Below are 22,702 nucleotides of genomic sequence, written 5' to 3' on the forward strand. Positions count from 1 at the left end.
GTCTATCTGACATCGGTAACCAAACAGTGGATATATTTATCGATGACCTCTCTCAAAAATAAAAATCCATAAAGTATTATGAATTATATCTTTACAAAAGATATAGTGTAGAAATGTATGTACGTATCGAAAGATGAAGGGATTCTTTGTTGGGCTACACCAACATGGAAATCGTAGTCATAGTCCTTGTACTGATCATAATCAATCAGATAAATCAAATTTCGAAATATTATTTTATTCATTTATACTATAATGGAAAAAACATTGAAGGGCATAGTGCAATATGCCCGCAAAAATTATTTCAGTTATTGGGTTATTTTAGGTATTGACACGGCAATTTCTGTATTATGTTCGTTGGTCGCTTATGCGGTAATTCATTATATGGCGCATGTTCCAATGACCGACTGGATGCTTTGTAAGTTTGCTTGCGTTTCTTTGGTAGCAAGTGTTGCGGGCTCTTTATTATTCCATACTTATCGTAATACAATTCGTTTCTCACAGGCACGTGAACTTTGGCGTATCATGTGTGCCGTTTTATTTAAAATTACCTGTTTGGTCATTATTTCTTTTGGAGTTATATATGAGACCCAATTGCCATATAATTATAAAATATCCTATCTTCTATTTGATGGTTTATTGACTTTAGTGATCTTGACGACCTTTCGTGTATCATTGATAATCGTCTATGATTTTTTATTGGATTGGGTGAATAAAAAGAACACACGTATTCTTATTTATGGTACTAATGAAGAGAGTGTAGCCTTGAAGTTACGTCTTAGGGATAGTGCACATTATAAAGTAACCGGTTTTTATGTATATGGTAAAAATAACAGCCGACGCCGATTGGCAGATCTTCCCGTTTATTACTTTGAAAATGAATCGGATGTTGATTATATCATGCGGAAGCGCGGAATTAAGGGGATTCTGTTTGCCCGTTATGAAGATACCCGCCTGGAAGAAAAACGCCTTCTGGAATATTGTAAAAACAATGAACTTAAGACATTGATAGCTCCTACTATCAGTGAGGCGGATTCTGATGGAAACTTTCATCAGTGGGTACGTCCTATTAAGATTGAGGATTTGTTGGGTCGTGCCGAAATTAATATCAACCTTCGTCAGGTTGCAGAAGAATTCAGGGGAAAAGTGGTGTTGGTGACTGGTGCGGCAGGCAGTATTGGCAGTGAACTTTGCCGTCAATTAGTGCAGATGGGAATTCAGAAACTTATCATGTTCGACTCTGCAGAAACACCTTTGCATAATGTCCGTCTTGAGTTTGAGAAAAAATATCCAAATATAGATTTTGTTCCGGTGATTGGTGATGTGCGTGTGAAGGAACGCGTTCGTATGGTATTCGAATTGTATCATCCTCAAATTGTTTTTCATGCTGCTGCTTATAAACATGTGCCTTTGATGGAAGAAAATCCTTGTGAGGCTGTGCTTGTCAATGTAACCGGTTCTCGTCAGGTGGCTGACATGGCTGTGGAATATGATGCAGAAAAGATGATTATGGTGTCTACGGATAAAGCTGTAAATCCTACTAATGTAATGGGTTGCTCCAAACGTTTGGCAGAAATCTATGTTCAAAGTCTGGGATGCGCTATCCGTGAAGGAAAAGTGAAAGGTCATACAAAATTTATCACTACCCGTTTTGGTAATGTATTGGGTAGTAACGGTTCTGTCATTCCTCGTTTTAAAGAACAGATAGAGAATGGTGGGCCGGTAACTGTTACTCACCCCGATATTATTCGTTTCTTCATGACCATTCCCGAAGCTTGCCGTTTGGTAATGGAGGCCGCCACAATGGGTGAGGGCAATGAGATCTTTGTTTTTGAGATGGGAAAAGCTGTCAAGATCGTTGATCTAGCGACTCGTATGATCGAATTGGCTGGCTATCGTCCGGGTGAAGATATCAAAATAGAATTCACGGGATTACGTCCGGGTGAAAAATTGTATGAAGAGGTGTTGAGCGATAAAGAAAATACGATTCCGACAGAGAATAAGAAAATCATGATCGCCAAAGTTCGTCGGTATGAATATGCTGATATTCTTGATACTTATGCAGAGTTTGAAAGGTTGTCGCGTGCGGTAAAGATCATGGATACCGTGCGGTTGATGAAGAAAATAGTTCCGGAGTTCAAATCAAAAAATTCTCCGCGATTTGAAGTACTGGATAAAGAATAAATAGGGAATAATCAACAAAAGATTCTATAAATAAATTATCATTTATTATGAATAAATCATTGCGCACGCATTTGAATGTACGAAGCTTGTATGGAAGTTTGTTTTCCTGTCTGATAGCGGTATTTCTGTTTGCTTCCTGTCAGTCCTATAAGAAAGTACCTTATTTGCAGGATGCGGGAGTTGTAAAGGACACCAATCAACAGGAAAATTTATATGATGCCAAGATAATGCCTAAAGACTTACTTACTATCGTAGTCTCATGTACTAGTCCGGAACTTGCAGTTCCGTTCAACTTGACGGTGGCAACTCCTGCTAATGCGGCTACTGCCAGCACCCAATTGACTACCCAGCCTGTTTTACAACCTTATCTGGTAGATAATGAAGGCAAGATCAATTTTCCTGTTCTGGGTGAATTAAAAATAGGTGGACTGACGAAAAGAGAAGCTGAACAACTGATAATAGACAAACTGAAACCTTACATAAAGGAGACTCCGATAGTTACTGTCCGTATGGTAAACTATAAAATTTCTGTATTAGGTGAGGTTGCCCGTCCAGGTACATTTACTATCAACAATGAGAAAGTCAACTTGTTGGAAGCTCTTGCCATGGCCGGTGACATGACGGTCTGGGGAGTTCGTGACAATGTAAAACTGATTCGTGAAGGTGCTGATGGCAAACAGGAAATTGTGACATTGGATTTAAACAAGGCGGAGACAATTCTTTCTCCTTATTATTGGTTACAGCAGAATGATATAGTCTATGTGACTCCTAATAAAGCAAAAGCTCGTAACTCCGATATAGGTAACAGTACCAGCTTGTGGTTCTCCGCTACTTCTATTCTGGTATCATTGGCAAGTTTATTAGTAACAATTTTCAAATAGTAATATAGATATGATTGGGGAAAAAAGAGAGAACCGGGGTGAGCAACCGGAAGAGCAGGTGGATATTCAGGAAATCCTTTTCCGTTACCTGATCCATTGGCCTTGGTTTGTGGTTTCTGTAATAATCTGTATCGCCTGCGCATGGGGCTACCTGCGTTTGGCCACTCCTGTCTATGATATAACTGCCACAGTCTTAATCAAGGATGATAAGAAGGGCGGTGGTGCGAGCATGTCCTCCGAACTGGAAAAGATGGGACTGGACGGCTTCGTTTCCTCGTCGAACAATGTAGACAATGAAATCGAGGTGCTGAAATCAAAGTCTCTTGCCCGTGAAGTGGTCAACAATCTGGGACTGTTTGTGACTTATAAGGATGAAGATGAGTTTCCTAATAGGGAACTTTACCGTACCTCGCCCGTAGTGGTGAGCTTGACTCCACAGGAGGCGGAAAAACTGTCTGCACCAATGGAAGTGGAGATGACTTTATTTCCCAATGGTGGGATGGATGCGTTGATAACGGTGAAAGACAAAGAGTATCGGAAACAATTCGATAAATTACCTGCTGTTTTCCCGACCGATGAGGGGACGGTCGCCTTTTTTGAAAGCAAGGATACATTGACGACCAATCAGGCTAAGGAGGAAAGTAAAGAGCGTCATATAAAAGCTTTTATAAACCGGCCGATGTCTGTGGCCAAAGGATATATCCAGTCCTTGTCGATAGCCCCTACATCAAAAACCACTTCTGTAGCTGTTCTTTCGTTAAAGAACTCAAATACCCAACGTGGCAAGGACTTCATCAACAAACTCCTTGAAATGTACAATATCAATGCCAATAATGACAAGAATGAGGTAGCCCAAAAAACCGCAGAATTCATCGACGAACGTATCGGCATTATTTCCAAGGAACTTGGAAGTACAGAACAAGACTTGGAGAACTTCAAGCGTAGTGCCGGAATTACAGATTTGAGCAGTGAGGCACAAATAGCCTTAACCGGTAATGCTGAATATGAAAAGAAGCGTGTGGAAAACCAGACTCAAATCAATTTGGTGATGGATTTGCAACGCTATATGCAAGGTAATGAATATGAGGTCTTACCAAGTAATATTGGATTACAGGATGCGGCATCAGCTGGTGCAATAGACAGATATAATGAAATGTTGGTTGAAAGAAAGCGTTTGCTCCGTACATCAACCGAGAATAATCCGACGATCATAAATTTGGATACTAGTATCCGTGCGATGCGGAGCAATGTACAGGCTACGCTGGATGCTACATTGAAAGGATTGCAGATAACCAAAGAAGACCTTGCCCGTGAGGCGAACCGCTATTCCCGTCGCATTAATGACGCTCCGACCCAGGAACGCCAGTTCGTAAGTATCGCCCGGCAGCAGGAAATTAAGGCCGGTCTTTATTTGATGTTACTTCAAAAACGTGAAGAGAATGCCATCACTTTGGCAGCTACAGCAAATAATGCCAAGATTATTGATGAAGCGTTAGCGGACGACAATCCGGTTTCTCCTAAGAGGATGATGGTCTATCTTGCCGCCTTGGTATTAGGAGTAGGATTTCCGGTAGGTATTATTTATCTGATTGGCTTGACCAAATTCAAGATTGAGGGCCGTGCTGATGTTGAAAAACTAACTTCTCTTCCTGTTATTGGCGATATCCCGTTGGCGGATGAAAAGTCCGGTTCTATAGCTGTATTTGAGAATCAGAATAACCTGATGAGCGAGACATTCCGTAATGTACGTACTAATCTTCAGTTTATGCTTGAAAATGGCAAGAATGTGATTTTGGTGACATCTACTATCAGTGGTGAAGGTAAGTCTTTTGTATCATCTAATTTGGCTATTAGTCTTTCTTTGTTAGGGAAAAAGGTTGTGATAGTAGGTCTTGACATTCGCAAACCGGGATTGAATAAAGTTTTCAATCTTTCCAGAAAAGAACAAGGTATCACCCAATTTTTGATTAATCCAGCTGTTAATCTGATGGATTGGGTACAGCCTTCTGATATCAACAAGAATCTGTTTATTCTTCCCGGTGGAGCAGTTCCTCCCAATCCAACGGAATTATTGGCCCGTGACAGCTTGGAAAAAGCCATCGAAACATTGAAGGCTAATTTTGACTATGTGATTCTGGATACGGCTCCCGTGGGTATGGTAACTGATACCTTGCTGATAGGACGTACCGCTGATTTATCGGTATACGTATGCCGTGCCGATTATACTCGTAAGGCAGAGTTTACTTTGATCAATGAGCTTATGGAAAACAACAAACTGCCTAACCTCTGTATCGCCATTAACGGCTTGGATCTTCAGAAAAAGAAGTACGGCTATTATTATGGCTATGGTAAATATGGCAAGTATTATGGCTATGGTAAGCGTTATGGTTATGGCTACGGTTATGGAGAAAAACATACTGGTCAGGAATAAACTACTATTGATAAATCCAAATCAAACATAATATGCGTGATTTCAAAGAGATTCGGGTCGCAGTAGCCGGCACGGGCTATGTGGGACTGAGCATAGCGACGTTACTATTACAACATCATCATGTAACCGCTGTGGATGTAATCCCGGAAAAAGTGGAGAAACTGAACAATAAGGTTTCTCCTATCCAGGATGATTATATCGAGAAGTATCTGGCTGAAAAGCCGCTTGACCTTGTAGCCACTTTGGACGGGAGATCAGCCTACGCTGACGCCGACTTTGTGGTAATAGCCGCCCCCACAAACTATGACCCTGTGAAGAATTATTTCGATACGAGTCGTGTGGAGGAGGTCATCGACCTTGTGCTTGAGGTGAATCTGGATGCCGTAATGGTCATCAAGTCAACGATTCCTGTGGGTTATACCCGTAACCTTTATGTAAAGTACGCCCAAAAAGGAGTAAATAAGTTCAACCTGCTGTTCTCACCGGAGTTCCTTCGTGAAAGCAAGGCTCTTTATGACAACCTTTATCCGAGCCGTATCATCGTAGGTTATCCGAAGATCATCGATCGTCCGGAGTTTGCGGAAGAAAATGAGGCGATCTGCTCCGTTACGGATGTCACTATGTTGGAGGAAGCAGCTAAAATATTTGCCGCCCTTTTGCAGGAAGGGGCTATCAAAGAAAATATTGATACACTCTTCATGGGCATGAAAGAGGCTGAAGCAGTCAAGCTTTTCGCCAACGCCTACCTGGCTCTCCGTGTCAGCTATTTCAATGAACTTGACACATACGCTGAAATGAAAGGATTGGACAGTAAAGCCATCATTGAGGGCGTAGGTCTTGACCCCCGTATCGGGACACATTATAACAATCCCTCATTCGGTTATGGCGGTTATTGCCTGCCGAAAGATACCAAACAACTTCTTGCCAACTATCAGGATGTTCCCCAGATTTGGGCAGTTATAAAAGCAGCCTGATTATCAATACATTACAAACATAGAAATACGTTCGATTTTTGATTTAGTACCAATTTAGTACCATAAAATAGGATATTTTTCGATTCTGCGGACATTTTTTGCAGTTACACTCAATTTCAGGTAAAATCCATGTGATTTGGGGTTCGATCTCCCGTTGAGATACAAATTCAATTTTGACAACAAATGAGCGTCCAAAAAACTACACTAACATTCATAAATGAATAATTCTTCATTGCGTTCAGGTGCAAGCGGAGTTCTCACAATAATTTGTTGGTGAGGGTCTAAAGATACATAAACATAACTACAAATGGTAGAATCAAATAATACATCGGCAAATAAACGCATAGCACGCAATTCCATATTTATGTCAATACGTATGGTGATAGTGCTATGTATTACGCTGTACACTACACGAGTGCTTCTTAATGCACTAGGTGTGGAGGATTACGGTGTGTACAATGTTGTATGCGGTTTTGTGAGCATGTTTGCCTTCCTCAATACATCAATGTCTAATGGCATTCAGCGTTTCTTCAATTTTGAACTTGGAAAAAATGGAGTTGAAGGAGCAAAGAAAGTCTATAATACTTCATTACTCATACAATTCCTTCTCACCATTATTATCGTAATCCTCACTGAGAGTTTCGGATTATGGTATATGCATTATAAGATGGTTATACCGCCTGAGCGCTTTGTCGCAGCCCAATGGATTTTCCAATTCTCAATCATCAGTTTAGTCTTCGTAATAATGCAAGCTCCGTATGCAGCTGCTATAATGGCCCATGAACGCATGGATTTTTATGCTATTGTAAGTGTATTGGATGCATTTTTGAAACTTGCCATAGTTTTGGTGTTACCATTCATTTCAGCAGATTTATTGATAATATACGGGTTATTAGTTATGCTTATCAGTATTGTTAATTTCTTATTATATTATGGGTATTCAAAACGGAAATTTGAAGAAATTCAATTTGACAAAACATTTCATAGGGATTTGTTTAAGTCAATGATAGGGTTTTCAGGATGGAATATATTTGGTTCGTTAAGTGGTGTTATGAAGGAACAGGGAATAAACTTAGTTCTGAACGCATTTTTTGGGCCAGTAGTAAATGCAGCAAGAGGGGTAGCTGCACAAGTTAATTCTGGTATTTTGGGATTCGTGTCAAATATCACAATTCCTGTAAGGCCACAAGTTGTTCAATCCTATTCAAAAGGTGATACAAAAAGGGTAATGAACCTAACTTATAGTATAAGTAAATTGAGTTGTTTCTTTTTATATCTACTAGCATTACCTATTTGTTACGAGATAGATTATGTGTTACATTTATGGTTAGGTAATAATGTACCAGAACATGCTTCTGTGTTTGTCGTAATTATCCTTATGACATCTATGATGAACAACCTTAACGGGGCAATATCAGCAGTAGTTCATGCAACTGGTATTATGCGAAAGTATCAGCTCATATCATCAGTCACTGTGTTATCTTCAATACCATTGGCATATTTCGGATTGCAATTAGGTCTATGCCCTGAGTTCGCGTTATGGATGGTCTTTTTATCTATGACTCTTGCTCAAATTGCTGCCTTGGTAATCCTAAAGGGTTTGATCGAGTACTCAATAAAAGATTATATAACTAAAGTATTGTGTCCTATCACCTTTGTAATAATATCAACGATCTGGATACCATACATAATAAAGAGTAATATTGAACTAGGTTTTATGCGATTCTTCATTGAAGGAGTTACTTCCGTTCTGGCTGTGTGTATATCAGTCTATTTTTTAGGTTTAAATAATACAGAAAAGAATTTGATTAAATCTATGGTCACTAGTGCAAGACACAAATAGTTATATGAATCGCAACGTAATTATCTATATTTTGATAAGTAAATAAGTATTTTATGGATAATATTCAAACAACTGGTGGTATTTTCACACAAGAAATGCGGAAGATAGTATTCGAGAATATAATAAAAGTATTTTCTTGCAATGCAGAAGACATCGAAGACCTCACTCCTGTGCAAGCAGGAATGACAAACATCGTGCTTTCTTTCAAACTGAAAGGAGGCAAGTACATCTATCGTCATCCTGGTTTGGGCTCTGATGCCCTTGTGGAACGTGGGCGAGAGACAATCATGCAGAAGGTGGTATCAGACATTGGCATTGATACAACCCTTGTAGCTATGGATGTAGATGAAGGTTGGAGAATTGGCCGATTTGTGGAGCATCGAGATTTTGATTATCACAATCTCAATGATATGGTGCGTGCTGTCATGCTCTTCCGCAGGTTGCACGATGCTCCTTGTAAGGTTCGTTGGAACTTTGACGTGATTCAAAAAGCCGAAGGTATCAAGGCTCAAATAGATCCTGACAAGTATGGACATTTTGACGAATTCGAAGCAGTTCGTGATAGGTGTTATCAACTTCATGAGTTAGCAAAGACCGATGGCATCAAGCTCTGCAATATCCATGGTGATGCACGTGATGTCAACTTCTTGATAAATGATGAGGAAATATATCTCATCGACTGGGAGTATGGTGGTTTTGGCGACCCTGGATTTGATATTGGCAGTTATGTTTGTGGTGGCGAACATACAATTGAAGATATTGACAGAATTCTCTTTACCTATTATCGTCATAAGCCTACCAACAAGCAGAAGCGCCATTTCTATGCGTATATTGCACTAACAGGTTGGTTCTATATGCATTGGACTATGCTTAAGGAATCCAAGGGACAGAAGGTCGGAATTCACAAAACATGGTGGTACACCTATGCCCGCGATTTCAGCAAACTTGCACTTGAAATGTATAATGAAAAATAAGGAGGCTACACTATGACATATATTATATTAGCAGCAGGTAAGGGTAGTAACCTTCAACCTCTTACTCTTAAATACCCAAAGACATCGTTCCGTCTCGATGAGAATACAACTGTATTGCAACGAATGGAGCGTACCATTCGCAAGCATGACAAGGATGCAGAGATTGTTGTAGTTCTTGGTCATCTTGCCGATATGGTTAAGCAGGACTTGAGTGAGGAGAACTGCAAGTTTGTACTCAATCCATTCTATGAGGTAACCAACTCAATCTCATCATTGTGGTTCGCTCGTCAATACCTTGAGAGGGAGAACGTGACTATCGTTCATGGCGATGTGGTATATGACAATGATATCATAGAGAATTACCTTGTTAAGCCTACGAATTATCCGTATGTACTGACAGACTCATCATGTGCAGTTCCAGGTAACTACAATGCTGTTATCAGAGATAAGCGGATTCTGGTTATGAGCAAGAAGCTTGAGAATTTCTCTGCACAGTATTGCTGTATGACCAAACTTGATGCTGTTTCAGCTCGACTTATGAAACAAGAGATTGACAGCATGATTGAAAACAACATGTATGGTCAGTTCTTTGAAGACTCGCTTGTTCAATTGATCATGTTCAACGATTTCCAATTGTTTAGTGAAGATATTGCTGGCAAGCAATGGAGCGAAGTTGATACTGTTGACGACTTGCTGAAAGCACAACAAATTCATCACGCTAATTATTAAGGAACAGAAATGAATTACCTATTATTAATGGCTGGAGGTGTTGGCAACCGTGTTGGTGCTGGTATCCCTAAGCAGTTCATCGAAGTCCTTGGTGAACCAGTGATTGCCTATACCATGAGACGTTTCCAGGAATGTCCTTTGATTGACGGCATTGAACTGGTTTGTGTCAGGGGGTTTGAAGATCAGTTGGCAGAGATTGCTTGTAAAGCTGGTATCACAAAGGTAATAAAGATCGTTGAGGGTGGACATGATTATGAACACTCTATCATCAATGGTGTGAAGGGGTTTGAGGGTATAGCTAATCCAGATGATGTTATTCAGATTCATTGGGCTGCGGCTCCTTTTGTTAGCCAAGATATTATTGAGGATAATATACGAGTATGCAAAGAGAATGGCAATGCTATTTCATCATGCAAACCATTTCTATTGTATGGCACTAACGATGGCGACCATGCTGATGGGGTGATAGATCGTGATTCTTTCATATCTATTACGGCTCCTCACTCATTCCTATACAAGCACATTACAAAAATGTATGCTGATTGTGAAGAGCAAGGCTTGTTTGAGAAATTGGAGGCTCACACCACAAACTTCATGGCTGCACTCAATATCCCAATCTATTTCTCAAAAGGAGATCAGACCAATATCAAGATAACTACCAAAGAGGATATTGACCTCTTCACGGGTTTTGTGCTCCAAGAGAAGTTGAAAAAAGGCGAAATTATACTCAAATGAAAAGACTTCTAATTTCCCAACGCGAAGATGTCAATCAACATGGTGATGCAATAGATTCGCTCGAAGCAAACTATGTGCGTTATTTTACAGAGCAAGGATATTTGGTTATGCCTGTGTCCAACTACATTACCGATGTAGAACCGCTCTTTGAAATGCATATTGACATGGTGGTTCTCTCTGGTGGTGGCATCCTAAAGCCTTCCGCATACGACTTTGAGAAAGAAGGAAAGCGTCAGGACAATCGCGATCGAGTCGAAGATGATCTCATTCACATTGCTCTCGAACGCAATATCCCTCTCATGGGCATCTGCAGGGGTATGCAGAAGATCAATGCCTATCTTGGTGGTCACACCAGCTCGTTTGACAATCTCAAAGTCGCAAGACTTGTTCGCGAGCTGCATCCAGTTGTGATGGACGGCAAAAACATTATGGTCAACTCCTACCACGAAGATGGTATATTTGCGGATGGTCTTGCCCAAGGTCTTGAGCCATTAGCTTGGGATGAGGAGAATGGGGTGATTGAAGCCTATAAAGGTAATAATATTTATGGGGTGCAATGGCATCCGGAAAGAGTGGTGTAGCAATTATTGATTACTAATTTAGATAACTATGTTGAAAAATATATTAAAAAAAACTTATTGCTACAAACTGTGGCGAAAGTATCAAGATGAAAAACTTAGAAAAAGCAAAGAGGAAAGAAATGCATACTTTAAGGCTGAGGCTGTCAGTCTCTTAAAGCATTACGCAGAAACCTTAAATCGGGAAGGAATTACTTTTTGGCTAGATTTTGGCACCTTGCTTGGCTGTTATAGGGAGCATGATTTCATAGCACATGATTGCGATTTGGATACGGGTGCATATATTGATGACGCAAAGAGAATTAATTCTGCGTTAACAAAGGCCGGTTTTAGCTTAATTCGAGAATTTAACTGTCCTTTTGATGGAAGTAGAGAAGAATGCTATAAATATGGAAACACCTCCATAGATGTTTTTTACTTTCAGAAGGAGGGTAGCAATAGATACTGCTACTTATACCATCTGTTAGATAAAAAGAATTTTAATGTAAAACTTCGTGCCTGGGTACAAAAGATTACCGTACCTGACACACAGTTTACAAAGATTCAATTTAAAGGTATAGATGTCCTAATACCAGAAGATACAGCTTCTTATTTGACTCTTCACTACGGTCCAAACTTTATGATACCAAATGCAAGTTTTAACAGGGATAAAGAAGCAACCAATCTTACAACATATTCCTACGAGGAAAGACCTGCTGAAATGCTATTAAAATCTTAGTATGCCAAAAGTTAGCATAATTGTCCCTATATATGGGGTCGAAAAATACGTAGAACGTTGCGCTCGTAGTCTTTTTGAACAGACTCTTGATGATCTGGAGTTCATCTTTGTAGATGATTGCACTCCAGATAATTCTATTGAAGTGTTGCTTGATGTGATTAGTAATTATCCAAATCGTAAGGAGCAAACTAATATTATACATCATGAGAAAAATGGTGGATTGCCAGTTGCTCGACATACAGGATTGCAAGCAGCTTCAGGTGAGTATATTCTTCATTGTGACTCGGACGATTGGTTAGATGTAAGAACATGTGAATTGCTATACAATAAAGCAAAGACAAACAACTCAGATGTGGTAGTATTTGACATAGAGTGTACGGACGGTGAACACCCGATTTCTGTAATAAAGGCTGCTAAGACCGAGAACGTGCATCAGTTCACAAAAGATATGATGTATATGCGTAGTTCATGGTCTGTAGTAAATAAGATGTTCAAGCGCTCAGTCTATGATGATACAATATTATACCCTCAATATGGGGTTGGAGAGGATATGGGGCTTTGTTTGCAATTAATTTATTTTTGTAAAACAATGTCTTATATACCCGAAACTTTTTATAAATATTATATCAACCCACTATCTATGACTCATGATGTTACAGAAGTGAAGACGCTCCGTAAATATGATCAAGATAAGGAAAATGCAGACTTAGTTTGCAAATTCTATCATGAACATGCAACTGATCAAGATATAGTATCTGCCTTAGATTACGTTAGATGGAGTGTACGCTTCATGATATGGGGATTAGTGTATAAACCAGAATACTTTAAGCAATGGAAGCAAACTTATCCTGGAGTTGAGTGGCGTCTATTCACAAATTATGAGGTTTCATGTGTGGAAAAGTTTAGAATTTTGCTTACATATATTGGACTATTCCCAAGAAAGAAGGATCGTATCATACATTAATATATAATTATGACTTTTAAATTTGCGGAATATAAATCGGATATAATATACTATTTAACAATGGTTATTATGTCTTTAGCTTTGTTTTACAATTTTGCTACAGGTAGCGACATAATCGCTTTAGCGGTAACATTTTCTTATTGTATATATATATTCAAGTGCAAGAATGATTATTTGTTACCATCAATGATTTATATGTCGTTGTTCGCATATTTATTTAACTATAATTCGTATAACCTTTTATTTTTTGTTACGAGCGCCTATCTATTTAGATCTTTCCAATCACCTGTTTTCCCAAAAAACAAGTTTGTTGGAATTTTAATTATATATTTTATTACGCATCTAATTGCTACTAGTTCGGGAATTAATATTGCATTGATGTCAATGTTCCTCGCTTTGCTTAGTATATTTTGTGCATCATTGCAAGTGACTTATAAGATAGGTTTGTTGGTGCAGCATAGTTTTATTATCTCTTTTATATTATCTAGTATATTAGGTATGTTTAAAGAAGGAACAAGGCTTGCGGAAATGCTTACTGCTGATGAGGTATATGAAACAATACGTTTTTCTGGATTATCATACGACCCAAATTTTTATACAGTAATATCCATTATTGCAATATTCCTGATAATAAATTTAATGAGAAAAAAGTCAAGAATAATAAACTATGTACTTTTATTGATTGTGCTGTTTTTTGGTATGCAAACACTTTCAAAATCATTCTATATTAGTGCAGTTGTTCTAGTATTGTATTCAATTAAAGCAGCAGAGAGCAAGATGAAATATGGATTATTTCTAGGTATAGTATTCATTGCTGTTCTACCTTATTTTCTTGATAAAATAATGCCTATGCTTAATATTATGTTCCAACGATTAGAGAGCGGACAAGATGCAAGTAGTTTAACTACAGGTCGTTCTGACTTATGGCGTTACTATCAAGAATTAATTTTTGGAGATTCCTTCAGTTTTCTTATAGGTCATGGAGCTGTTATGCAGAAGGGAATGGATGCTGCACATAATACGTATCTCGAATTGCTTTACAAATTTGGCATAATTGGAACTCTTGTTGATGCCTATCTTATATATGTGTCTTTTAAGAATATTAAAGTTAGTATAGGACATACTCAGTTCAAATCATTCCTTTTCTTTGGATTATTTGCTGCAATGATGTTCAATCTGAGTGCTTATTCTTTTCCTGCTTTATGGTCTTGTTTGGTTGTAGTAGCAATTGCTGGATATTTAGATATCAATAATGAGAAACAAATAATTACATCATAAGTCATGTTCAACTTAGATAAATTTATTGCTGACTCAGTCACTTCGCGTGCTATCAGCATGTTTGCCGGAGATATCGAGGCAAACAAGGAGAAGCTTACTCAGGAAATCAAGGGTAAGAAGGTGTGTGTGATTGGTGGGGCAGGCTCCATCGGTTCGTCATTCATCAAGGCAGTTCTGCGATTCGAACCAACTTCGGTTGTGGTTGTTGACCTCAACGAGAATGGTCTTGCAGAACTCGTGCGTGACGTGCGCTCTACCGAAGGACTCTATTGTCCTGACGAGTTCCGTTGCTACACACTCAACTTTGCTGACCCAATCTTCGAGCGTATCTTCCGTGAGGAGAAAGGTTTCGACATTGTTGCCAACTTCTCAGCTCATAAGCATGTTCGTTCGGAGAAGGACAAGTATTCCGTTCAGGCACTCATTGAGAACAACGATATCAAGGCAAAGAAACTTATGGATCTGCTCACAGTATATCCACCAAAGCATTTCTTCTGCGTGTCAACCGATAAGGCTGCAAACCCTGTGAACATCATGGGTGCCAGCAAACGCGTCATGGAGGATCTTGTGATGGCATACAACCAGCACTTCAAGGTCACAACCGCACGTTTCGCCAATGTAGCTTTTTCCAACGGTTCATTGCCTGACGGTTGGATTCATCGCCTCCAGAAGAAGCAGCCTCTGGCAGCACCTTCTGATGTAAAGCGCTACTTCGTCTCACCTGAGGAATCTGGTCAGATTTGTATGCTCGCTTGTATCCTCGGCAATGGTGGTGAGGTATTCTTCCCAAAACTTGGTGAAGATCAAATGCTCACCTTCTCAGCTATTTGCGATGATTTCGTCAAGGCAGAAGGCTTCACCAAGGTGGAGTGCAGCAACGACCCTGAGGCAAAGCAGTATGCAGCTAACATGAGTTACGAGAGCGATTCTTATCCGGTCATTTACTTCAAGTCTGATACCACTGGCGAGAAAGCATACGAAGAGTTCTATATCCCTGGCGAGAAGATCAACATGGAGCGTTTCTCTGCTCTTGGCGTGGTAGAGGAAACCACTCGCAGACCTATGCCTGAGATCAACCAGTTCTTCGCAGAGCTTGAAGGTATCTTTGCATCAGCAGACTTCACCAAAGCACAAGTTGTAGAATCCATCAAGAAGTTCATCCCTAACTTTGAGCATGAAGAGAAGGGCAAGAACCTTGATCAGAAGATGTAATACCGATGAAATGGGAAACTCTCTCAAGTTTTTATCCATTTAAGACCAAATGGCTAACAGTGCGGCAGGACCATGTCCGCATGCCATCTGGTCATGAAATGGATGATTTCTATATAATCGAATCAAGGGATTGGGTAAGTATCATTGCTATCACTACAGAAGGCAAGTTTGTACTTGAAAGACAATATAGACAAGGTCTTCAGCGAGTATGTGTTGAACTTCCAGGAGGTTGTGTTGATGATGGCGAGCAGCCTCTTGAGTCTGCTAAAAGGGAGTTGCTTGAAGAAACCGGTTACAGTGGGGGTAAATGGTATGAGTTTGGGCATTTTGCTCCTAATTCAAGTGGGATGAATAACATGGCTCATTGCTTCATCGCTGATGGTGTTGTGCAATTTGCAGCACCTACCCTTGAGTCAAGCGAGGATATTGAGATCATATTAGTTTCTATAGACCAAGTCCGAGAGTTGATTGAATCTGAACAAATTATAGAAGCTGATTTGGTTGCTCCATTATGGAAATACTTGTATAAATATGGAAAATAAGGTAATAATTGTTGGAGCATTTCACGAAACGATCGAGTTGTGTGAGCTCTGTCAATGTACGATTATTGGAGTTATTGACAGTATTACCGAACCAGTGTACATGGGCTACCCTGTATTAGGTTCTGATGCTGATTCAAAACAAATATTCGAGAAACATAGCGATTGTAAGATTGTTATATCTCCAGATTCATCGAAGATAAAAAGAAAAATAGCATCCTATTATTCCAATATTGGATTTGATTTCGCATCCATTATTAGCCCAAGAGCATTTATATCTAAAACCGCTAAGATTGGAAAGGGCGTTGTTATCCAATCTGGTGTCAACATCTCATCAAATGTAGAATTGGGAGATTTCTGTAAAGTCAACTTCAATGCGAACATTATGCATGATGTTCAAGTAGGTGATTTTTCAATCATTGCACCTAATGTTGTAGTGTTAGGGAGGGCTCATATAGGAAACGATGTTTATATAGGTGCAAATAGTACAATCTGTCCAGATACAATAATTCCTGCCGAAACAAAAATTAATCCCGCAGATGTAGTTAAGTAGTATGAATAATATAGAACATATAAAGGAAAGAACCATCAGTTCAAAAGCGACTGTTATAGAGGCCCTACAGTTGATGGGTGCAATAAACCACAAAATGCTCTTTGTCTATGATGATGAACAGTTTATTGGTATCCTAACCATAGGTAATATTCAACGCGCTATTATCAAAAATAGCAATCTGTCACTTCCTGTAACCAACATTCTTGAGAAGCGAAAAATATATGCTTCTCCATCTGATCCAATTGAGAAGACAAAGGAAGTAATGTACAGGCTTAAGATAGAATGTATGCCAGTGGTTGATTCTGCTGGTTCATTAAAGGATATCATTCTATGGAATGACCTCTTTGGAAATGATGAGATACCTGAACGAGAAAGGATAGAATTGCCAGTTGTTATTATGGCAGGAGGCAAAGGTACTCGATTAAAACCAATTACCAATGTCATACCTAAGCCGTTGATTCCTGTAGGAGACAAAACCATCCTAGAAGAGATTATGGATCAGTTCGAGAAGATGGGTAGTAAACAATTCTATATGTCTGTTAACTATAAGAGCGACATGATGCGTTTCTATCTTGATCAACTTCCACATAAGTATATGATTGAATTCTTTGAAGAGGACAAACCGCTCGGAACAATTGGAAGTGTGTCGCTCTTGAAGGGAAAGATAACCACGCCGTTCTTCGTAACTAACTGTGATATTATTATTGATCAGGACTATCGTGATGTTTACTATTATCATCAAGATAATCATAATGATATAACAATTGTTACTGCAGTCAAGAGTTTCCGTATTCCTTATGGTGTAATAGAAACAGGTGATGGAGGAATCATGACGGGGTTAAAAGAGAAACCCGAGACAACGTATATGATCAATACAGGTGTATATATTCTTAATCCTAATCTGATTGATGAAATTCCGGAAGGTGAATTCTTCCATATCACACATCTAATGGAGAAAGTAAAAGCACGAGGTGGACGTGTAGGTTGTTTTCCTGTAGGAGAAAAGGCATGGCGCGATATGGGTGAGTGGCCAGAATATTTGAAAATAATTAATGTGTTATGAAAAAAGTTGCACTATATATTGTCGGCATAGGAACTGGAGGTATTGAGTCTTGTTCAATATCACAATTCTTATTTATGGACAGAACAAAGGTCGATGTTGAGTTCTTAGTAGATTCGCCACCCTCTGAAAATTTCAATGTCCAGAAAATTAAATCAGCTAAAGGCGTTATCACCTGCTGTTTTCCTACGCAAAGCCCATCCCCTTTGAGAAAATTTTTACGACCATTCGCTTTTGTAGAAACAGTATGGAAAAATCACTATGATGTAGTACATCTTCATATAAGTAATCCTACTGCTTTGCTATATGCATTACTTTGCAAATGGTTTACAAAAGCTAATGTTGTTGCAACTTCACACGCACAAGGTGTTGCAAATGGTTCAAAGAATTTCTTAAGACTATGCAAATGGTCAGCAAAACATTTGTCCAATTACTGCGATATTCGTCTAGCAGATTCTTATTTGGCAGGAAAATGGATGTTTAATGATCGCGACTTTGATGTAATGGTAAACGGCATAGATGCAAATTCTCTCGCATTTAATCCATCCAAAAGATTAGAGATTCGAAAAACATTAGGAATACAAGAGGATTGTCATCTAATAGGACATGTTGGCAGATTCGCAACTGACAAAAACCATGATTTTATCATTTCTGTTTTTAGCGAGTATGTCAAAATAGATCCGACATCAAAACTTCTCTTAGTCGGTAAAGGTGATCTTAAGGATCTAATTATTAAAAAGTGCAAGGATTGTAAATTGTTAGATAAGGTGGTTTTTGTTGAAAGTGCACCAGATTTATCACCCTATTACTCAGCAATGGACCTGTTCTTATTTCCTTCTTTACGCGAGGGGTTTGGCTTGGTTGCAATAGAGGCACAGGCTGCTGGACTACCTGTACTTGCATCAAGTGCAGTGCCTAAAGAAACCAAACAAACATCAATCATTGACTATGCAAATTTGACTGATGATGCATCTGTTTGGGTTAATAAAATTCAGAAATTGCTTATTTCATCAGACCAGAGAGCGAAAGTTGATATTACAAAGCTTATTGCTTTCTGTGGTATTCGTAATATATCAAATCAATTAGTAGAATATTATACAAACATAAAAAAATAATCCAATCAATTATGAACGCTCCCAAGATTATTGCAGAAATTGGCTGCAACCACAAGGGTGACATGAACATCGCCAAAGAGTTAATCATGACGGCTGCTACCTATTGCAAGGCAGATGTTGTCAAGTTCCAGAAGCGTTGTAACACAGAGCTTTTAACCCCAGAAGAGTACAATGCTCCTCACCCAAATCCTGCTAACTCGTACGGCCCAACTTATGGCGCACACCGTGAGTTCCTCGAGTTCAACCTCGAGCAGCATCGGCAGCTTCAGGCTTGGTGCAACGAGTTCGGTATTGAGTATTCTACATCTGTTTGGGATGTAACTTCGGCTAAGGAGATTACTACTCTCCAGCCTAAGCTCATCAAGATTCCTTCAGCATGTAACCTCAACAAACCTATGCTCCAGTACCTCTGCGACAACTTCGGTGGCGAGATTCACCTGTCGTTTGGTATGACTACCAAGGAAGAGGAAGAGGAGATTGTAAGTTTCTTTGAGAAGAACGGTCGTGCTAAGGACGTTGTTCTTTATAACTGTACTTCTGGCTACCCTGTACCTTTCGAAGACATCTGCCTCCTCGAGCTCACTCGTATGCGTCAGGCTTATGCTGATCGCGTAAAGGCTATCGGTTTCTCCGGTCACCACCTCGGTATTGCCGTTGACTCTGCTGCTGTCGCACTTGGTGCAGAGTGGGTTGAGCGTCACTACACTCTCGATCGTACTTGGAAGGGTACTGACCATGCAGCATCTCTCGAGCCTGATGGCGTACGTAAGCTCTGTCGTGACTGTCGTGCAGTTGCAAAGGCACTCACCTACAAGCAGAACGACATCCTTGATATTGAGATGGTTCAGCGTAACAAGCTCAAGAAGAATCAGGTTAAGGGTTTCTAAATACTAACGGATAACTGGCTGTATAGGTAGTACTGTGTGTATGTGGTTCGATACCACCAGCCAGTTCAACACTTAAACTATAAACAGGACACTAAATATGAACGAGAATTTAAAAATCTACATGGTTCAGGAGAATACTTCTATTCTGAACGCACTGAAAATCATCAATCAGAACACTAAAGGCTTTTTGGTTGTTGTTAATAGTGAAAGCAACGTGATTGGTGTAATCACAGATGGTGATATCCGTAGAGCCTTCATTGATGGAGCATCCACCAGTGACAGCATTGAGAACTATGTAGTACGCAAGTTCACTTCACTTTGTGTAAAGAACGACATTTCTGATGCCATTGAACTTTTCAAGAATAAAGCTATTAAGTTCCTCCCTATTCTGAATGAGGATAGTACTCTGGCAAATATCTTGACCAAGTCGCAACTTCATTCATTGTTACTTCAGGACATCCATGCAGACATTACATATGATTTCGCGAAGCTTGACGATTCGGTTGTAGATCACGAAATCTTCCAGTGTCCTTGGGGGGGCTACAAAACTACAGTCCTCAATGAATATCCAGTCAAAGGTGATTAGTGTGAAGCCAAAGCAGCAGTTATCATTGCAGTCACATAATCGAAGGGAAGAGCATTGGATTGTAGCACATGGTACGGGTACTGTTCAAATTGAGAAGAGTATCATCAATGTGACTTGTGGAAGTTCTCTGTTCATACCAATGGGAGCAAAACATAGATTAACAAATACTGACGAACACGAGAACTTCATCATAACCGAGGTACAGATTGTAGACTATTGGGGGGGAGGACGATATTGTTCGTTACGAAGATATTTATGGTAGAACTAAATAAAATAAAGATATGAGCGTAATCGCATTTATTCCGGTGAGAGGCGGAAGCAAATCAATTCCTCTTAAGAATATCAAGCCGTTCTGTGGCAAGCCTTTGGTTTGCTGGAACATTGAGGCTTTGGAGAACTGTTCAGAGGTGGATGAGGTTATTGTGGCTACAGATTCCGATGCTATCTGGACAACAGTTGAGAAGCAGAACTACAAGAAGACAAAGCTCTATCGCAGATCTGCGGAAAATGCTTGTGATACAGCGTCAACAGAGAGTGTAATGTTGGAGTATATCCATAATGCAAATATTTCAGAGGACAATATTTTCATGCTCGTTCAGGTAACTTCACCACTTACTGAGACTACTCATTTCTCAGAGGCTTTGCAGATGTATGCCAAGGGAGAGTATGATAGTATCATCACATGCGTTCGTAACTTTCGCTTCTTCTGGAACGAGGATGGCACCAGTATGAACTATGATTATATGAATCGTCCTCGCCGTCAGAACTTTAACGGTATGCTCATGGAGAATGGTGCATTCTATATCAATATCGTTAAGAATATCCTTGGCAATGGCAACCGTCTTGGTGGCAAGATTGGTATCTATGAGATGCCTGAATATACTGCAACTGAGATTGATGAACCAGATGATTGGATTATTCTCGAGAATCTTATGCGTAAGCATGTACTGGCTCATACATCTGCAGATGCACCATCAATTAAGTTGTTCCTTTCTGATATTGATGGAACACTCACAGATGGTGGTATGTACTACTCTGAGAATGGGGATGAGTTGAAGAAGTTCAATACTCGTGATGGTATGGGGATGTCTATGCTTCGTGAGAAAGGTATAAAGGTTGGTATCGTTACAAGCGAAGATCGTGATCTTAATAAGAGACGTGCAGAAAAACTGAATCTTGACTTCTTTTATCAAGGCAAGAAGAACGGTGGTAAACTATCAGTTGCACAAGAGATTTGTGAAAAGATGGGAATCAGTCTCAATGAAGTTGCTTATATCGGTGATGACGTAAACTGTATTGAGCTACTTTCTGCAGTTGGTCTTGCTGCATGTCCAGCTGATGCAACAGATAAAGTAAAAGCAATCCCTGGCATAAAGGTAATGTCAAAGAAAGGTGGTGAGGGTTGCGTTAGGGAATTTTGTGAAATACTTATTAATAGTATATGAATTTTCAGTCATTATATAAATTAAATCTTGAATTTGTTAACTTTGGCGGATATGTAAAATGCCTGCTTAGGTTTCCTTCGTATTTTGGGGTAAAAAAGCTTCTCAAAAAGAATCAAGAGCTTATTGAAAATCGTAAGAATGATACTTGCTATATACTCGGATTGGGTCCTTCGTTGGCGGATGTCAATCTAGATACACTTATTGATAAAAATGTAGATACAATTGTTGTCAATAGATTCACAAAAATGGCTAGAACGACTTCCCTTCAACCAACCTATTATATGATGGTTGATAATGCTTTTGCCGTTCCACCAGTTCGTGAAGTTTTAGATCAAGCAGTTAAATTGTATCCCAATACAAATTTTATTTGGAATACCAATTTCCCAACTCTTGATAGCGAGATAGTTAACCTTCCATGCAAGAAATACTTTATTGCAATGTATAAAGGCTACTATCATAAACCCAAGGAGATCAATGTTACTGATATTATGCCGGCATTTGGAAACTGCGTTTGTGCAGCAATCGGTTTTGCTATAGGTCTAGGTTATAAGAAGATTCGGCTGTTAGGTTGTGATTTTAATTCATTTGCATCACAGCATCAAGTTCATTGCTATGATGGTGGAAAAGATGGAAAGGCGCCAAGATTGTATGCTCTGGACAGAGAATTATTTGCATACTCATTTGATGCTACCGTTCATTGGAAGTTGGCTGAACTCGCAAGGCAGAAAGGTGTTGAAGTTATTAATATAACAAGAGGAAGCTTAATTGATGCTTATCAAAGAGCTGATCAACCAGAATTGTATAAAAACTAATTAATTATGCTTGGTTATATTCCATCCATTTTCTCTTACAAGAAAGTTTCTTATAAGTATATTTCTGCTACTGCTTTATGGGACTCTGAAACGAAATTCACAAAAACATCTGCATTACGCAGGTTCTGTAAATGCTTACATGTTACTTTAGGTAAATACTCTAGTATTGGTTCTAAAAGTGAAGTGTATGATACAACGATTGAGATC

The 22,702-nt window shown here is 39.3% G+C and carries 22 protein-coding genes and 1 pseudogene; all 23 read left to right on the forward strand.

The window, feature by feature from the left end; all coding sequences use genetic code 11:
* Window positions 1-252: 252 nt before the first annotated feature.
* Window positions 253-2,181 (forward strand): polysaccharide biosynthesis protein, encoded by a 1,929-nt coding sequence (locus KFO40_RS15450; RefSeq protein ID WP_120080185.1) that lies wholly within the window; start codon window positions 253-255, stop codon window positions 2,179-2,181.
* A 47-nt stretch (window positions 2,182-2,228) separates the two neighbouring features.
* A complete protein-coding gene (locus KFO40_RS15455) occupies window positions 2,229-3,062 on the forward strand; it encodes a polysaccharide biosynthesis/export family protein (RefSeq protein ID WP_004309251.1) in 834 nt (277 codons plus the stop codon).
* A 10-nt stretch (window positions 3,063-3,072) separates the two neighbouring features.
* Window positions 3,073-5,493 (forward strand): GumC family protein, encoded by a 2,421-nt coding sequence (locus KFO40_RS15460; RefSeq protein ID WP_211146545.1) that lies wholly within the window; start codon window positions 3,073-3,075, stop codon window positions 5,491-5,493.
* A gap of 32 nt (window positions 5,494-5,525) precedes the next feature.
* Window positions 5,526-6,440 (forward strand): annotated as a pseudogene (locus KFO40_RS15465) (3-hydroxyacyl-CoA dehydrogenase NAD-binding domain-containing protein); the annotation flags it as partial.
* 334 nt (window positions 6,441-6,774) lie between these two features.
* The gene (locus tag KFO40_RS15470; protein WP_211146546.1) at window positions 6,775-8,310 is read left to right on the forward strand and encodes a hypothetical protein; all 1,536 of its coding nucleotides are present in this window, start codon (window positions 6,775-6,777) and stop codon (window positions 8,308-8,310) included.
* Between the two features lie 53 nt (window positions 8,311-8,363).
* Entirely contained in the window at window positions 8,364-9,284 is a 921-nt protein-coding gene (locus tag KFO40_RS15475; RefSeq protein WP_211146547.1) for a phosphotransferase, read from the forward strand.
* A gap of 12 nt (window positions 9,285-9,296) precedes the next feature.
* Window positions 9,297-10,013: a sugar phosphate nucleotidyltransferase gene (locus KFO40_RS15480; protein WP_211146548.1), complete on the forward strand. Its 717-nt coding sequence runs from the start codon at window positions 9,297-9,299 to the stop codon at window positions 10,011-10,013.
* Between the two features lie 9 nt (window positions 10,014-10,022).
* Entirely contained in the window at window positions 10,023-10,748 is a 726-nt protein-coding gene (locus KFO40_RS15485; protein ID WP_211146549.1) for a 2-C-methyl-D-erythritol 4-phosphate cytidylyltransferase, read from the forward strand.
* Window positions 10,745-11,329 carry a gamma-glutamyl-gamma-aminobutyrate hydrolase family protein gene (locus KFO40_RS15490; protein ID WP_211146550.1) on the forward strand — a complete coding sequence of 195 codons (585 nt, stop codon included), beginning with the start codon at window positions 10,745-10,747 and terminating at the stop codon, window positions 11,327-11,329. The genes KFO40_RS15485 and KFO40_RS15490 overlap by 4 nt, the downstream gene beginning before the upstream one ends.
* Before the next feature lie 28 nt (window positions 11,330-11,357).
* Window positions 11,358-12,044 (forward strand): LicD family protein, encoded by a 687-nt coding sequence (locus KFO40_RS15495; protein WP_211146551.1) that lies wholly within the window; start codon window positions 11,358-11,360, stop codon window positions 12,042-12,044.
* A 1-nt stretch (window position 12,045) separates the two neighbouring features.
* Complete coding sequence (locus KFO40_RS15500; protein WP_211146552.1) at window positions 12,046-13,008, forward strand: glycosyltransferase family 2 protein; 963 nt, start codon at window positions 12,046-12,048, stop codon at window positions 13,006-13,008.
* Window positions 13,009-13,017: 9 nt separating this feature from the next.
* The gene (locus KFO40_RS15505) at window positions 13,018-14,286 is read left to right on the forward strand and encodes an O-antigen ligase family protein (RefSeq protein ID WP_211146553.1); all 1,269 of its coding nucleotides are present in this window, start codon (window positions 13,018-13,020) and stop codon (window positions 14,284-14,286) included.
* 3 nt (window positions 14,287-14,289) lie between these two features.
* Window positions 14,290-15,498 (forward strand): UDP-N-acetylglucosamine 4,6-dehydratase, encoded by a 1,209-nt coding sequence (locus tag KFO40_RS15510; protein WP_211146554.1) that lies wholly within the window; start codon window positions 14,290-14,292, stop codon window positions 15,496-15,498.
* A 5-nt stretch (window positions 15,499-15,503) separates the two neighbouring features.
* A complete protein-coding gene (locus KFO40_RS15515; RefSeq protein WP_211146555.1) occupies window positions 15,504-16,040 on the forward strand; it encodes an NUDIX hydrolase in 537 nt (178 codons plus the stop codon).
* Window positions 16,030-16,590: a hypothetical protein gene (locus tag KFO40_RS15520; protein ID WP_211146564.1), complete on the forward strand. Its 561-nt coding sequence runs from the start codon at window positions 16,030-16,032 to the stop codon at window positions 16,588-16,590. Before KFO40_RS15515 ends, KFO40_RS15520 begins: the two co-directional genes overlap by 11 nt.
* Before the next feature lies 1 nt (window position 16,591).
* Window positions 16,592-17,653 carry a sugar phosphate nucleotidyltransferase gene (locus tag KFO40_RS15525; RefSeq protein WP_211146556.1) on the forward strand — a complete coding sequence of 354 codons (1,062 nt, stop codon included), beginning with the start codon at window positions 16,592-16,594 and terminating at the stop codon, window positions 17,651-17,653.
* Entirely contained in the window at window positions 17,650-18,765 is a 1,116-nt protein-coding gene (locus KFO40_RS15530) for a glycosyltransferase (protein WP_211146557.1), read from the forward strand. Before KFO40_RS15525 ends, KFO40_RS15530 begins: the two co-directional genes overlap by 4 nt.
* An 11-nt stretch (window positions 18,766-18,776) precedes the next feature.
* A complete protein-coding gene (locus KFO40_RS15535; protein WP_211146558.1) occupies window positions 18,777-19,652 on the forward strand; it encodes an N-acetylneuraminate synthase family protein in 876 nt (291 codons plus the stop codon).
* A 97-nt stretch (window positions 19,653-19,749) separates the two neighbouring features.
* Complete coding sequence (locus KFO40_RS15540) at window positions 19,750-20,238, forward strand: CBS domain-containing protein (protein WP_211146559.1); 489 nt, start codon at window positions 19,750-19,752, stop codon at window positions 20,236-20,238.
* Window positions 20,213-20,500 carry a cupin domain-containing protein gene (locus tag KFO40_RS15545; protein ID WP_211146560.1) on the forward strand — a complete coding sequence of 96 codons (288 nt, stop codon included), beginning with the start codon at window positions 20,213-20,215 and terminating at the stop codon, window positions 20,498-20,500. Before KFO40_RS15540 ends, KFO40_RS15545 begins: the two co-directional genes overlap by 26 nt.
* A gap of 19 nt (window positions 20,501-20,519) precedes the next feature.
* Window positions 20,520-21,683 (forward strand): N-acylneuraminate cytidylyltransferase, encoded by a 1,164-nt coding sequence (locus tag KFO40_RS15550; protein ID WP_211146561.1) that lies wholly within the window; start codon window positions 20,520-20,522, stop codon window positions 21,681-21,683.
* Window positions 21,680-22,495, forward strand: a complete 816-nt coding sequence (locus tag KFO40_RS15555) for a hypothetical protein (protein ID WP_211146562.1) — start codon at window positions 21,680-21,682, stop codon at window positions 22,493-22,495. Before KFO40_RS15550 ends, KFO40_RS15555 begins: the two co-directional genes overlap by 4 nt.
* Before the next feature lie 6 nt (window positions 22,496-22,501).
* Window positions 22,502-22,702, forward strand: a 201-nt coding sequence (locus tag KFO40_RS15560; RefSeq protein ID WP_211146563.1) for a hypothetical protein, incomplete at its 3' end; no start/stop codon positions are given.

Source organism: Bacteroides sp. 1001302B_160321_D4, assembly GCF_015667765.1.
GTDB classification, from domain to species: domain Bacteria; phylum Bacteroidota; class Bacteroidia; order Bacteroidales; family Bacteroidaceae; genus Bacteroides; species Bacteroides xylanisolvens.

Excerpts from the sequence above, each read along its gene's own strand:
- KFO40_RS15480 (WP_211146548.1), top strand. The coding sequence starts at position 9,297 with ATGACATATATTATATTAGCAGCAGGTAAGGGTAGTAACCTTCAACCT.
- KFO40_RS15470 (WP_211146546.1), top strand. The coding sequence starts at position 6,775 with ATGGTAGAATCAAATAATACATCGGCAAATAAACGCATAGCACGCAAT.
- KFO40_RS15515 (WP_211146555.1), top strand. The coding sequence starts at position 15,504 with ATGAAATGGGAAACTCTCTCAAGTTTTTATCCATTTAAGACCAAATGG.
- KFO40_RS15525 (WP_211146556.1), top strand. The coding sequence starts at position 16,592 with ATGAATAATATAGAACATATAAAGGAAAGAACCATCAGTTCAAAAGCG.
- KFO40_RS15520 (WP_211146564.1), top strand. The coding sequence starts at position 16,030 with ATGGAAAATAAGGTAATAATTGTTGGAGCATTTCACGAAACGATCGAG.
- KFO40_RS15540 (WP_211146559.1), top strand. The coding sequence starts at position 19,750 with ATGAACGAGAATTTAAAAATCTACATGGTTCAGGAGAATACTTCTATT.
- KFO40_RS15530 (WP_211146557.1), top strand. The coding sequence starts at position 17,650 with ATGAAAAAAGTTGCACTATATATTGTCGGCATAGGAACTGGAGGTATT.
- KFO40_RS15460 (WP_211146545.1), top strand. The coding sequence starts at position 3,073 with ATGATTGGGGAAAAAAGAGAGAACCGGGGTGAGCAACCGGAAGAGCAG.
- KFO40_RS15550 (WP_211146561.1), top strand. The coding sequence starts at position 20,520 with ATGAGCGTAATCGCATTTATTCCGGTGAGAGGCGGAAGCAAATCAATT.
- KFO40_RS15490 (WP_211146550.1), top strand. The coding sequence starts at position 10,745 with ATGAAAAGACTTCTAATTTCCCAACGCGAAGATGTCAATCAACATGGT.
- KFO40_RS15475 (WP_211146547.1), top strand. The coding sequence starts at position 8,364 with ATGGATAATATTCAAACAACTGGTGGTATTTTCACACAAGAAATGCGG.
- KFO40_RS15455 (WP_004309251.1), top strand. The coding sequence starts at position 2,229 with ATGAATAAATCATTGCGCACGCATTTGAATGTACGAAGCTTGTATGGA.
- KFO40_RS15495 (WP_211146551.1), top strand. The coding sequence starts at position 11,358 with ATGTTGAAAAATATATTAAAAAAAACTTATTGCTACAAACTGTGGCGA.
- KFO40_RS15485 (WP_211146549.1), top strand. The coding sequence starts at position 10,023 with ATGAATTACCTATTATTAATGGCTGGAGGTGTTGGCAACCGTGTTGGT.
- KFO40_RS15510 (WP_211146554.1), top strand. The coding sequence starts at position 14,290 with ATGTTCAACTTAGATAAATTTATTGCTGACTCAGTCACTTCGCGTGCT.
- KFO40_RS15505 (WP_211146553.1), top strand. The coding sequence starts at position 13,018 with ATGACTTTTAAATTTGCGGAATATAAATCGGATATAATATACTATTTA.
- KFO40_RS15535 (WP_211146558.1), top strand. The coding sequence starts at position 18,777 with ATGAACGCTCCCAAGATTATTGCAGAAATTGGCTGCAACCACAAGGGT.
- KFO40_RS15545 (WP_211146560.1), top strand. The coding sequence starts at position 20,213 with ATGAATATCCAGTCAAAGGTGATTAGTGTGAAGCCAAAGCAGCAGTTA.
- KFO40_RS15500 (WP_211146552.1), top strand. The coding sequence starts at position 12,046 with ATGCCAAAAGTTAGCATAATTGTCCCTATATATGGGGTCGAAAAATAC.
- KFO40_RS15555 (WP_211146562.1), top strand. The coding sequence starts at position 21,680 with ATGAATTTTCAGTCATTATATAAATTAAATCTTGAATTTGTTAACTTT.
- KFO40_RS15450 (WP_120080185.1), top strand. The coding sequence starts at position 253 with ATGGAAAAAACATTGAAGGGCATAGTGCAATATGCCCGCAAAAATTAT.